Source organism: Achromobacter aloeverae (genome assembly GCF_004121055.1).
In the GTDB taxonomy this organism is placed as follows: Bacteria; Pseudomonadota; Gammaproteobacteria; order Burkholderiales; family Burkholderiaceae_B; genus Bordetella_C; species Bordetella_C aloeverae.
The window spans coordinates 128,374-141,048 of sequence record NZ_PYAL01000006.1; the positions used below are offsets into that span (position 1 = coordinate 128,374).

The 12,675-nt window shown below is 68.4% G+C and carries 10 protein-coding genes; 8 read left to right on the top strand and 2 right to left on the bottom strand.

The window, feature by feature from the left end; translation table 11 throughout:
- Positions 1 to 184 precede the first annotated feature (184 nt).
- From C7R54_RS19800 to C7R54_RS19835, 8 genes are all read left to right on the top strand, one after another.
- The gene (locus C7R54_RS19800) at positions 185 to 1,111 is read left to right on the top strand and encodes a DUF6963 family protein (protein ID WP_129152160.1); all 927 of its coding nucleotides are present in this window, start codon (positions 185 to 187) and stop codon (positions 1,109 to 1,111) included.
- The gene (locus C7R54_RS19805; protein ID WP_129152161.1) at positions 1,098 to 1,757 is read left to right on the top strand and encodes a TetR/AcrR family transcriptional regulator; all 660 of its coding nucleotides are present in this window, start codon (positions 1,098 to 1,100) and stop codon (positions 1,755 to 1,757) included. The genes C7R54_RS19800 and C7R54_RS19805 overlap by 14 nt, the downstream gene beginning before the upstream one ends.
- Positions 1,758 to 1,761: 4 nt before the next feature.
- The gene (locus C7R54_RS19810) at positions 1,762 to 3,006 is read left to right on the top strand and encodes a D-amino acid dehydrogenase (RefSeq protein WP_129152162.1); all 1,245 of its coding nucleotides are present in this window, start codon (positions 1,762 to 1,764) and stop codon (positions 3,004 to 3,006) included.
- A gap of 69 nt (positions 3,007 to 3,075) precedes the next feature.
- Positions 3,076 to 4,671, top strand: a complete 1,596-nt coding sequence (locus C7R54_RS19815; protein ID WP_129152163.1) for an ABC transporter substrate-binding protein — start codon at positions 3,076 to 3,078, stop codon at positions 4,669 to 4,671.
- A 7-nt stretch (positions 4,672 to 4,678) separates the two neighbouring features.
- Positions 4,679 to 5,620 (top strand): ABC transporter permease, encoded by a 942-nt coding sequence (locus C7R54_RS19820; protein ID WP_129152164.1) that lies wholly within the window; start codon positions 4,679 to 4,681, stop codon positions 5,618 to 5,620.
- Positions 5,621 to 5,652: 32 nt separating this feature from the next.
- Positions 5,653 to 6,561: an ABC transporter permease gene (locus tag C7R54_RS19825; protein ID WP_377815131.1), complete on the top strand. Its 909-nt coding sequence runs from the start codon at positions 5,653 to 5,655 to the stop codon at positions 6,559 to 6,561.
- Positions 6,562 to 6,704: 143 nt separating this feature from the next.
- Positions 6,705 to 8,357, top strand: coding sequence for a dipeptide ABC transporter ATP-binding protein (locus tag C7R54_RS19830; protein WP_129152451.1), 1,653 nt, complete (start codon positions 6,705 to 6,707; stop codon positions 8,355 to 8,357).
- An 87-nt stretch (positions 8,358 to 8,444) separates the two neighbouring features.
- Positions 8,445 to 9,914: an N-acyl-D-amino-acid deacylase family protein gene (locus tag C7R54_RS19835; protein ID WP_129152165.1), complete on the top strand. Its 1,470-nt coding sequence runs from the start codon at positions 8,445 to 8,447 to the stop codon at positions 9,912 to 9,914.
- 15 nt (positions 9,915 to 9,929) lie between these two features.
- Here the strand turns inward: C7R54_RS19835 and C7R54_RS19840 are convergent, their stop codons facing one another.
- The gene (locus tag C7R54_RS19840) at positions 9,930 to 10,541 is read right to left on the bottom strand and encodes a response regulator transcription factor (protein WP_129152166.1); all 612 of its coding nucleotides are present in this window, start codon (positions 10,539 to 10,541) and stop codon (positions 9,930 to 9,932) included.
- Complete coding sequence (locus tag C7R54_RS19845; protein ID WP_129152167.1) at positions 10,538 to 12,577, bottom strand: sensor histidine kinase; 2,040 nt, start codon at positions 12,575 to 12,577, stop codon at positions 10,538 to 10,540. Before C7R54_RS19845 ends, C7R54_RS19840 begins: the two co-directional genes overlap by 4 nt.
- Positions 12,578 to 12,675: the final 98 nt, after the last annotated feature.

Genomic DNA, 12,675 nt, shown 5'->3' on the forward strand with positions numbered 1-12,675 from the left:
CTGACCCGCAGGCGACTTTCCAGGGTTTCTGTTGGCATCGACCCCGACGGACAACCGTCTTCCTTGTCCATGAGGCGCGGTCGCATCGATCCGGTATTCGGGTTTCCACCGGGATTGTGATGTCTGGAAAACCGGTGCTAGGATTCCTTTGTGACCATGTGGTCACATTTGGGCCATTGCCACCATGACCATCGGTGTTGCGGCATTTGGAGAATATGCAGGCGCGGCCGTGCATGACGCGGTGTTGGGCGCGGAACTGCTGGGGCGAGGCGCGATCGGCGGCTTCGCCGTCATGGCCGTGCTCGATGCAACGGGCGCGCTGCAATACCGCGTCACGCAACGCGGCGGCGTGTGCGCGTTGGAAATGCCCGCGTCGTGGCAGTCCGCGCGGGTGGCCGCGATCATCTCCAGCGGTCCGGACCGCCCCGAACCCCTGACGCAATTCCTCGCCGGCGCGGGCGGCGTGGGCCTGGTCACCGGCCATCGCCTGCCCAACACACAGGGCGAAGACGGCACGGCCCTGAATCGTGCCGCGCTCGACCGCCTGGCGGAAGGCCAGGCGCCGCAACAGGCGGTCGACGCCGTGCTGCAAGCCCATGCCGAATGGGATGCGGGGCTGGTGGCCATCGATGCCCAGGGTCGGCTCGGCATGGCCAACAGCGCCCGCGCGCGGCGACGCGACGACCTGGGCGAGTTCCGCCGCGCAACGGCCGGCGCCAGCCTCGGCCTGCTGCACAACTCCATCTATGCGCGCGGCGACCTGGCCGCGCAACTGGGCGAACTGGCATGGTCCCGCCTGCGCGGGCTCGCGCCCCGGTCGTGCTTCCTGGTCCTGGTCGACGCCGTGCCCTTGGTGTCCGCATCCAGGGACTGCGTGCATGTGGACGCGCAGGGCACCATCGTCGCGCTGGAAACCGCCAACCCGCGCCTGGCTGGGCTGGACCGGGTCAGCACCGCGGTCTACCTGGGCGCCGACGTGCGGCGCGACGGTGTCCTGGTCGGGGCGGCGGCCACGGAACTCTACGTGCGCATCCGCGCGGGCGCGGCCTGCCCGGTGGCGCTGCCGGCCCAGAACCGCTTGCTGGCGAGGATGAACGATGTCGAGGCGTGAGCAGACCGAACGGCAGATCCTGCAGGCGCTGGAAGACCAGATCCGCGCAACGGGTATGGCCGGTGTGGGCGTGAACGCCATCGCCAAGCGCGCCGGCGTCAGCAAGGAGCTGATCTACCGCTATTTCAACGGCTTGCCCGGCTTGCTGATGGCCTGGATGCGCGAACAGGATTACTGGACCGGCCGCTCGGACCTGCTGAAGGCCGGCGAGTCCAGTTCGCGCCCACCGGCGGAACTGATACTGTCCATGCTGCATGCCCAGATCGAGGCACTGGGCGGCAACGAGACCTTGCGCGAAATTCGCCGCTGGGAACTGATCGAAAGCAACGAGGTCACGGCCCAGCTGGCGGGCCGCCGCGAACGCGCCGCACGGGCGTTCATCGATCGCGTCGACGGCCTTACCGACGAGGCCGACGTGCCCGCGCAGGTGAGCATCATGCTGGCCGGCGTGCTGTACCTCATGCTGCGCTCCAAGACGGAAAGCCATTTCCTGGGCGTGCCGCTGCGCACCAATGAAGGCTGGGCGCGCCTTTACGCGGCGCTGGAAAGCATGGTGGGCAACCTGCCCGGCGACTTGCGCGACACGCCGCTGTGCGACCTCGAGGCGGCGCGCGCGCAGCCGGGTGCGGACAAGAGAGAGGGCTGACGGCATGCATATACTCGTGATCGGCGCCGGCATCATCGGCATGACGTCGGCCTATGCGCTGGCTCGCGACGGCCACGCGGTGACGGTGGTCGACGGCGCGGCCCAGGCCGGCGTGGGGACCAGCCGGGCCAATGGCGCCCAGCTGAGCTACAGCTTCGTGGCCCCCCTGGCCGACGCGGGCGTGCTGCGCAAGCTGCCCGCATGGCTGGCGCAGCCGAACTCGCCCCTGCGGCTGCGCCTGCGCGCCGATCCCGCGCAGTGGCGCTGGGCGCTAGGTTTCCTGCGCGCGTGCCGCCGCGATACCGCGGACCGCACCACAGCCGAACTGCTGCAATTGGGCCTGCACAGCCGGCGACTCATGCATGACCTGGTGGCCCGGGAAGGCCTGCGCTTCGATTTCGCGTCCAGCGGCAAACTGCTCGTCTACCAGGACAGGCAGGCCTATGACGCCGCGCGCGCCCTGATGGACTACCAGGCCAGCCTCGGCTGCGAGCAGCAGGCCCTGGACCGGGCCGCATGCCTGGCGCTGGAGCCGGCCCTGGCGGACATCGCCGAGCGCATCGTGGGCGGCATCTACACGCCCAGCGAGGACGCGGGCGATTGCCTGGCGCTGTGCGGCGCCTTGCAGGGAAGGTTGGCGCAAGCGTCCGGCGTGCGCTTCCATTTCGGTACGCGCGTGGAACGCCTGCGGACCGAGGGCGGTCGCATCGTGGCCGCGCAGACCAGCGCCGGCGCGCTGGAGGCGGACGGCTATGTCATCGCCAACGGCGTGGGCGCGCAGGCGCTATGCCGCGAAGTCGGCGTGGATCCGCTCATCTACCCGCTCAAGGGCTACAGCCTGACCTATACGCTGACCGATGCCAGCCGGGCGCCGCGCACCAGCCTGAGCGACGTCCACAACAAGGTGGTCTATGCGCGCCTGGGCAACCGGTTGCGGGTGGCGGGCATGGTCGATATCGGCGCCCGTTCGGGCGACGTGGATACGCGCCGCATCGCCGGGCTGAAGGTTCAGGTGCGGCGTTATCTTCCCCGGCTCAACGAGGCGGGGCCGCCCGAGGAGTGGGCGGGCTTGCGGCCGGCGCGCCCGGACAGCAAGCCGCTGATCGGCGCCACGCCCTATCGCAACCTGTGGATAAACGCCGGGCACGGCGCATTGGGATTCACGCTGGCCGCCGGCAGCGCGGGCGTGCTGGCGGACCGCATCGCGCATCGGCCGTCGGCCGTCGCCGATCGCTTGTTCATGCTGTAGCCGGGGCGACTGCCCGAAATACTCACCGGCAGGGCGGCCGGGCATACCAACGACACAAGGGAATGCATCATGAAGCTGAAACTGAACCTGCGGCGGGGCGTCCGCCAAGTCTTCCTGGCCTCGGCACTGGCGGGCGTTCTGGTGGCCAGTCCCGCCGCGCAAGCGGAAACGGTGACCGCCGTCATGCAATCCGGCCTGCGTGTGCTGGACCCGATACTCACCACGGCCTTCCTGACGCGCGATCATGGCTACATGATCTATGACACCCTGCTGGGCCTGGACGAGCATTTCAAGATACAGCCGCAGATGGCCAGCTGGCAGGTCAGCGATGACCAGAAGACCTACACCTTCACGCTGCGCGACGGCTTGAAGTGGCATGACGGCAAGCCGGTCACGTCGGAGGACTGCATCGCGTCCATCAACCGCTGGGCCAGCGTCGACGCCACGGGGCAGGTCTTGATGACCATGGTGCAAAGCATGGACGCGGTCGACGCCAGCCACTTCAAGGTGGTGCTCAAGCAGCCCACGCCCCTGCTGCTCGAAGGCCTGTCCAAGATCAGTTCGCGCCCTGCGTTCATGATGCCCAAGCGCATCGCCGACACGCCGGCGTCCCAGCCCATCACCGAGTACGTCGGCTCCGGCCCGTTCAAGTTCGTGGCGGCCGAGTTCAAGCCCGGCCTGAAGGTGGTGTACGAAAAGAACAAGGATTACGTGCCGCGCAGCGAGCCGCCCAGCTGGACCGCGGGCGGCAAGGTGGTCAAGGTCGACCGCGTGGAGTGGGTGGGCATGCCCGACCAGATGACGGCGGTCAACGCCTTGCAGAACGGCGAGGTGGATTTCATCCAGCAGGTGCCGTTCGACCTGCTGCCCATGGTGGAGAACCACGACGGCCTCAAGGTGGAAGTGATCGACAAGCTGGGCGCCTGGACCTACTTCCGCATGAACCACCTTTACCCGCCCTTCGACAACAAGCTGGTGCGCCAGGCCGCCATGGCCGCCGTCAGCCAGGAAGACGTGCTCAAGGCGCTGGTGGGCAATCCCAAGTACTACAGGACTTGCGCGGCCGTGATGGGCTGCGGCAATCCCAATGGCGACAACTATGGCGCGGATTGGGTCATCCCGGGCAACCTGGACAAGGCCAAGGCCCTGCTCAAGGAAGCGAAGTATGACGGCACGCCCGTGGTGGTCCTGCAGCCCACCGATATCGCCATGCTGTCCGCGCAGCCCGTGGTCATCGGGTCGGCGCTGCGCAAGGCGGGCTTCAACGTGAAGATGAAGACCATGGACTGGCAGACCGTGGTGACGCAGCAAGGCAACCAGAAGTCGCCGGAAGAGGGCGGCTGGAACATCTTCTCCACCTACAGCATCCTGGCCAGCAGCGGCGATCCCTTCGGCAACACCACGCTGGCGGCCAATGGCCGCAAGGCCTGGGCCGGATGGCCCGACGTGCCGGAGATCGAGGCATTGCGCGTGAAGTACGCCCAAGCGGCCGACGCCGCCGAGCGCAAGCAGATCGCCGCGCGGATCCAGAAGCTGGCGATCGACGAAGGCGTCGTGGCCCCGCTGGGCCAATTCCAGATTCCCGCAGCCTATAGCACCCGGTTGACGGGCATCGTGGCGGCGCCGGTGACGGTGTTCTGGAATCTCAAGAAATCGGACAAGTGAGGCGCTCATGCTGAGCTACGTGGTGCGCAGGGTGATCGCCACCGTGCCGGTGGTGGCGATGGTCGCGGTGGTGGTCTTCGCGCTGCTGCGGCTGACCCCGGGCGATCCGGCGGCGATCCTCGCCGGCGACGACGCCAGCCCGGCGCAACTGGCGCAGATCCGCAAGACCATGGGGCTGGACCAGCCCATCCCCACCCAGTTCGTGGTGTGGGGCGGCCAGCTGCTGCATGGCGACCTGGGCGTATCCTTGCTGTCCGGCACGCCCGTCACCAGCATGATCGCGGGCCGCGTCGGTCCCACCCTGTCGCTGGCGGCCTGCACCATCGTCTTTACGCTGCTGGTGGCGATCCCGCTGGGCGTCATCGCGGCCGCCCGCCGGGGGAAATGGCTGGATCGCGTGGTAATGGCGCTGTCGGTGCTGGGCTTTTCCGTGCCGACCTTCGTCATCGGCTACCTGCTGATCTACCTGCTGGCGTTGAAGCTGGGCTGGTTTCCCGTGCAGGGATACAAGCAGGCGGCCGCCGGCTTCTGGCCCTATGCGCAGCGGCTGGTGCTGCCCACCCTGGCCTTGAGCGGCATCTACATCGCGCTGGTCGCCCGCATCACCCGCAGCAGCATCATCGAGGTGCTGGGCGAGGACTTCGTGCGCACCGCCCGCGCGAAGGGCGCGCGCGAGACCGCCATCCTGCTGCGTCACGGGTTGCGCAATGCGGCCGTGCCCATCGTCACCATCGTCGGCATAGGCATCGCATCCCTCATCACGGGCGTGGTCGTCACGGAATCTGTCTTCAACCTGCCCGGGCTGGGGCGCCTGGTGGTCGAGGCGGTGCTGGCGAGGGATTATCCGGTGATACAGGGACTGATCCTGTTCTTCTCCTTCACCTACATCATGATCAACCTGGCGGTAGACCTGCTCTATACGCTGTTCGACCCGCGTATCCGTTATTGACGGCGCGGTTTCCAGCCTGGTCGGGACGTTCCATGAATATCGAACCTACGAAGGACATCCAGATGGGCGCGCTCGCGGCCCAGGTCGTGGCGCCGCCACCGGGAAGGGCTTGGGCCGCACGCTGGCGCCGCGAGCTGAGCAGCCCGCTGGTGGCGATCGCCCTTGCCGTATTCGCGGCGGTGGTGTTCATGGCGGTGTGCGCGCCGCTGCTTTCCCATGCCGATCCCGTGGCCATCGACCCGGCGCAGCGCCTGGGCAAGATGTCCGCCGAGCACTGGCTGGGCACCGACGCCTTCGGGCGGGACACCTATGCGCGCCTGCTCCATGGCGCGCGGGTGTCGCTGGTCGTCGGCGCGGGCGCGACGCTGGCCAGTGCGCTGCTGGGGCTGTTCATCGGCGTGGTGGCGGGCTATTTCCGCCGCGCCGACGCGATCATCATGCGCGTGATGGACGGCATCATGGCCATCCCCAGCATCCTGCTGGCCATCGCGCTGGTGTCGCTGACCGGCGGCACGCTGGTGACGGTGCTGGTGGCCATCACCGTGCCGGAGGTCCCGCGCGTGGTGCGTCTGGTGCGCGGCGTCATCCTGGGGGCGCGCGGCGAGCCGTACGTGGAGGCCGCCATTTCCATGGGCGCGCGCGCCCACCGCCTGCTGTGGCGGCACATGGTTCCCAATACCATCGCGCCGCTGGTGGTGCAGGGGACTTTCACCTTCGCCTCCGCCATCCTGACCGAGGCCACGCTCAGCTTCCTGGGCGCCGGCCTGCCGACCGAGATTCCTTCCTGGGGCAACATGATGGCCGACGGCCGCATGTACTTCCAGCTGGTGCCCGGCCTGGTGCTGTATCCCGGCATCGTGCTGGCATTGACGTTGCTGGCGGTCAACATCCTGGGCGACGTCCTGCGGGACGTGCTCGATCCGAGGCTCGCGGCGAAATGAAAACGACCGATCGGAAGGCGACCGATTGCCGACGCCCCATGACCCCCATGCCGCCCCATGCCGGCCCATGCCGGCCCTTGCCGTTCGACCTATCCACCCGATGCGAGTAGCGTGCCATGAGCCCGACGATTTCAATACCCGCCATGCCCGCCGCGCAGGCCGCGCCGGATAATCGCGCGCCCGTGCTCCAGGTGCGCGACCTGGTCGTGCGCACCGCCGGCGCCCATGGCCGCGAAGTCGTGCGCGGCGTGGGCTTCGATATCCGCCCGGGCGAGACGCTTTGCATCGTCGGCGAGTCCGGTTCCGGTAAATCGGTCAGTTCCTTCGCGATCATGGGCCTCTTGCCGCCGGACAGCCTGCGAGCCGCCGGCGGCAGCATCCTGGTCGATGGCGAGGACGTCTTGCAGGCCTCGCCCGCGCGGCTGCGCCAGTTGCGCGCCACGCGCATGGCGATGGTGTTCCAGGAGCCGATGACCGCCCTCAGCCCGGTCGAGCCGGTGGGGCGGCAGATCGACGAGGTCCTGTGCATCCATACCCGCCTGGACCGGGCCGCCCGGCGCGCGCGGGTGCTGGAAATGCTCGCGGCCGTGCACCTGCCGGACCCCGAGCGCATCTATGCGTCCTATCCGCACCAATTGTCCGGCGGACAGCGCCAGCGCGTCGTCATCTGCATGGCCCTGATCTTGCAACCGCGCCTGCTGATCGCCGACGAGCCCACCACGGCGCTGGACGTGACTACGCAGAAGCAGATCCTGGCCCTGATCCGCGAGTTGCAGGTCAAGCACAACACCGCCGTGCTTTTCATCACGCACGACTTCGGCGTGGTGGCGGAAATCGCCGACCGCGTGGTGGTGATGCATCGCGGCAGCGTCGTCGAAACGGGCGCGCGCGAAGACATTCTTGCGCGCCCGGCGCAACCCTACACGCGCATGCTGGTGTCCTCGGTTCCCAGCCTGGTGCCCGAGCCCCGGCCGCCGAAGACGGCTGACGTGGTGCTGGACGTGGAGGGCGTCGCGAAAACCTACGAAACGCGGCAGGGTCTCCGGCGCCGCGCGGTCGCGGCGGCGGTGGATATCCACCTGCGGATCCGGCGCGGAGAGATCCTCGGCGTGGTCGGCGAGTCCGGGTCCGGAAAATCCACCGTGGCGCGCTGCGTCGCCCGTCTGCACGAACCCAGCGCGGGCGCCATCCGGGTGCATGGGGAAGATATTACCCACAAGCGCGGCGAGGCGCTGCGCCGGATGCGGCGCCGGGTGCAGATGGTGTTCCAGGATCCGTATCGGTCGCTCAACCCGCGCGTGCGCATCGGCGAGTCGCTGATCGAGGGCATGAGCAACTACGGCGAAGACGAAAAGCGGGCGCTGCACCGCGTCCGCGAGCTGCTGGCGCTGGTGGGCCTGGACGACGACGCCATGGCGCGTTATCCACACCAGTTCTCGGGCGGCCAGCGGCAGCGGATCTGCATCGCGCGGGCGCTGGCGCTGGAGCCGGACATCCTGATCGCCGACGAAGCGGTGTCCGCCCTGGATGTGTCGGTCCAGGCCCAGGTGCTGGCCCTGCTGGACGAGGTGCGCGCCCGCACGGGCGTGGCGGTGCTTTTCGTGACGCACGACTTGCGGGTGGCGGCGCAGATCTGCGACAGCATCGTGGTGATGCAGAAAGGGCATATCGTGGAAAGCGGGCGCGCGCTGGATGTGCTGACCGCCCCCAACGCCGCCTATACGCGCACCTTGCTGGACGCAGCGCCGGGCAGGCATTGGGACTTCCGGCATTTCCGTCCCGCGCCGGCGGCTTGATCTTGCCGGGAATTTCCACGTATCGGCTGGCGGGCCCGGTCCGGCCGGTATATCGACGACAGTCACATCGACGACAGGCATAACGCGATGAACGCTTCCAAGCATGGCAGTACCCATGACATCCTGATCCGTGGCGCGGACGTGGTGGACGGCACCGGCGCTCCGCGCTACACGGCCGACGTCGCCATCGACGGCGGCTACATCGCGCGCATCGGCGACCTGGCCGGCGCGCGGGGTCGAGAGGAGATCGCCGCGCCAGGCTTGACGGTCACGCCTGGCTTCATCGACGCGCATACGCACGACGACCGCGTCATGCTGTCCGACGGCGACATGGCGCCCAAGGTCAGCCAGGGCGTCACCACCGTGATCGGCGGCAACTGCGGCATCTCGCTGGCGCCCATGCCGCCCATGCGCGACGGCGTACCCGTTCCGCCCCTGGATCTCCTGGACGGCAGCGGCCGCTGGTACCGGTATCCACGTTTTGGCGACTACCTGGACGGCCTGCGCGCGCAACCCGCGGCCACCAATTGCGCCATGCTGGTGGGGCACACGAACCTGCGCGTCATCGAAATGGACGACCTCGGGCGACCCGCCAGCGGGCAGGAAATCGCGCGCATGCGGGACCGCGTCGAAGAGGCGATGGAAGCGGGCGCGATCGGCGTATCGAGCGGCCTGGCCTACGCGCCGGCGGCGGCAGCCACCGTCGAGGAGCTGATAGAAGTCTGTCGCCCGCTCACGCCGCGGCAGGGTCTTTACTGCACGCACATGCGCGACGAGGGCGACACCGTGATGGCGTCGCTGGAAGAGAGCTTTCGCGTCGGCCGCGAGCTGGGCGTGCCTGTCGTCATCTCGCACCACAAGGTGGTGGGCGCGGCCAACCACGGCCGCTCGGTGGAAACCCTGGCGCGCATCCGCGAGCAGATGACGCGGCAGGCGATATGCCTGGACTGCTATCCGTACAACGCGTCCTCCACGATCCTGACGCACGACCTGGTCGATGGGGCCTCGCGCGTCATCGTCACCTGGTCGCGAGCCTTGCCACAGTACACGGGCCGGGACCTGGACGAGGCCGCGCGCGAACTGGGTTGCGGCCTGCACGAGGCGGTCGACCGCCTGTCGCCCGCCGGCGCGATCTATTTCCGCATGGACGATGCCGACGTGCAGCGCATCCTGCAGTTCGATGACACGATGATAGGTTCCGACGGCTTGCCGCACGACGAGAAGCCGCATCCGCGCTTGTGGGGCACCTTCCCGCGCGTACTGGGCCATTACTCGCGCGGCCTGGGCTTGTTCGCGCTGGAGAAGGCGGTGCACAAGATGACCGGCCTGACCGCCGCGCGTTTCGGGCTGGCCGGCCGGGGCGTCCTGCGGGTAGGCGCGCCGGCGGACGTGGTGCTGCTGGACGCGGGGCGGGTCGAGGACCGCGCCACGTTCGCGCAGCCGCTCATGCCGTCGGTGGGCATCCATACCGTCTGGACCAATGGACAGGCGGTATGGCGCGATGGCCGCGCCACCGGTGCGCGGCCCGGCCAGGTGCTGCGCCGGACGCCGCAATGACCGCGGGACGCGGCCTCAGTTGGCCATCAGCTGCGCCAGTCCCACCGCGCTCTTGACCTCCAGCTTGGCGAAGATACGCGCACGATGCACTTCGACCGTGCGCACGCTGATGCACAGCGCCTCGGCGATCTGCCGGTTGCTGCGGTCTTCCACGATCTGCTGGGCGATTTCGCGTTCGCGCGGGCTCAGCGTCTCCAGCAGCGCGCCGGACCCGCGCGCTGCGTTCTCGGCCACCCGGCGGACGTGCGCCAGGCTTTCCTCCACGCGGTCGACGAGCTGGTTGCCCGAGTGGGGCTTCTCGAAGAAATAATAGGCGCCGCCCCGCAGCGCCTCGACCGCCATCGGGATATCGCCATGGCCGGTCAGGAAAATCACGGCATGATGCGGCGCCAGGCCGTGCGCCTTCAACTGCTCGAAGAGCTCCAGGCCGCTCATGCCCGGCATGCGCACGTCCAGGACCAGGCAGGAAGGCGTGTCCGCCAGCGCCTCGTCCCGCCAGGCCCGCAGGAACTGGTCCGCGTTCGCGTACCCCCGCAGCGCGAGGCCGCGCGAGCGGAACAGCGCATCCAGCGCATCGCGCACGACCTCGTCGTCATCGACCAGGTGGATATTGGATTCCCGGGTCATTCGGCCTCCTGTAGCGTGTCCATCCCCGCCGCGGCCGGCAGGTCGAAGTAGAAGCGCGCGCCCACCTCCGCGGTCTCGTAGCGCAAATGCGAGCGCATCATTTCCAGCGCGGAGCGGCATACGGACAATCCCATGCCCATGCCCTCCGGCTTGGTGGTGAAGAAAGGCGTTTCCAGCGCCTGCTCCAGGTCGGCGGCCAGGCCGTGGCCCCAATCGCGCACTTCCACGCGCAAGGGCCCGTGGCCGTCACCGCCCACGTCCATCGCGCGGACGGAAATCAGCACTCGGCGAGTCGCCGGCGGCAGGCCGGCCATCGCCTCGAACGCATTGCGCGTCAGGTTCAGCACGACCTGTTCCAGCAACACCCGGTCGACCAGCGCGCGCGGCAGTCCCTCCGGCACCCGCAGCTGTATCGATTCGCCGCCGCGCGTGGTCTGCAGGCGGATGAGCGGCAACAGGCCGGTAATGACTTCGGCCAGGGAGGCCGGGGCCAGCGTCAGTTCGGCCTTGCGCACGAAGCTGTGGACGCGGCTGATGATGTGCCCCGCGCGTTCGGCCTGGGCGCGGGCCTTGGAGACCATCGCGCCGATGTCGCCATGCACGTCGCGCGAGGCGGCCGCGTCCCGGTCGGCATGGCGCAGCAGGTTGTCGGCCGCCGAGCAGTAGCTGTTGATCGCCGCCAGGGGCTGGTTCAGTTCATGCGCCAAAGCGGACGCCATTTCGCCCAGCGTCATCAGCCGTGAGCGGTGATTGATGCGCTCGTCCTGCATGCGGCGGAAATCCTCGGCTTTCTTCTGCTCGGTGACGTCCATGATGGACGCCATCCAGCCGGTCTGCCTGCCATTGCCGTCCAGCAGCGGCGCTTCGCTGACCAGCACGGACAGCCGCGTGCCGTCGCGGCGCAGGTAGACGGATTCGAAGGGGTCGGAACGCAGGGTCCGTGCCAGCAACTGTTCGTGGCGCCGCAGGGATTGCTCCGTGTTCTCGGGGGCCCAGTATGGCATGGGAGGGCGCGAGCCGATGAGTTCGGTTTCGTCGTACCCGACCATGTCGCAGAAGGCGGGATTCACATAGGTGATCATGCCGTCCAGGTCGCGCGCCCGCAGGCCGGACATCAGCGAGTTCTCCATGGCCTGCCTGAAGGCCTGTTGCTCGCGTAGCGCCCGTTCGGTGCGCATGCGGCGCTTCAGGTCCTGGCCCAGCATCCACACCGACCATGCCAGCAGCAGCGCCAGGGCGATGACCGCGCCCGCGAGCAGGTTGGGCACGACGCGCGGCAGTTCGCGGGTGCTGTTGGCGTTCAAGGAGAATTCCAGGCCCGCGATGCCGCTGTCCATGCGGTGCTGGTAGACGCCGCGTCCCTTCACGCCAGGGTCGCGCACGGCCAGGACATTGCCGTCGAGATCGGTCAGCGTGACTTCATTGTCGTGCGCGAACCACCACGGCAGGGTATCGCTCAGAAGATGGGGAAGGGAAACCAGCGCTACCAGCGCGCCGTCGTCGACCGGGACCGCCAGCAGCACCATGCCACGGTCGGAAGCGCCGCGCCAGAGGTCCGCGGCCGGATGCTTCAGGCGCCAGGCGCGGTCCGCCACGCCCATCCACGGTTCGGCCGACTCCAGGCCGGCGGGCGGCCGTTGTGGAAAGCATTGCCGCGGCGGCTCGCCCGGCGCCAGCCGGCATAGCAGGCGCATCTCGGGGCTGCGCTGTTGCAGTTCGGCCGCGCGCCGCGCGAAGAGCCCCGGATCGCGCCCGCCGTCCAGCTCCACGTCGCGGTACAGGACCTGCAAGGACTCGATCAGGCGATTGGTCTCGAAATCGATCGACTGCCCTGCCCACAAGGTGTCCGAGATCATCTGCTCATCGCGGCGCTCGTGTTCGATTCCGCGCGATATCAGCAGTGCGGCGATGGCGCCGGCCGCGATAAGCAGGATGACCGCCAGCGGCAGGCCGACGCGCCATTGGGTCGCGGCGTCGCTGCGCCAGCGCGAAAAATGTGGGGAATACGTATTGTCCGGCTTCGTCTGCCCCGACATAATCCGACTCCAATAAGGGCCCCAGAACCCCACAGAATGCCCCCAGGCTGCGCCTGTGCCTTGGGCGGCCTGGCGACAAGAAACAACCCGGAGGAGAC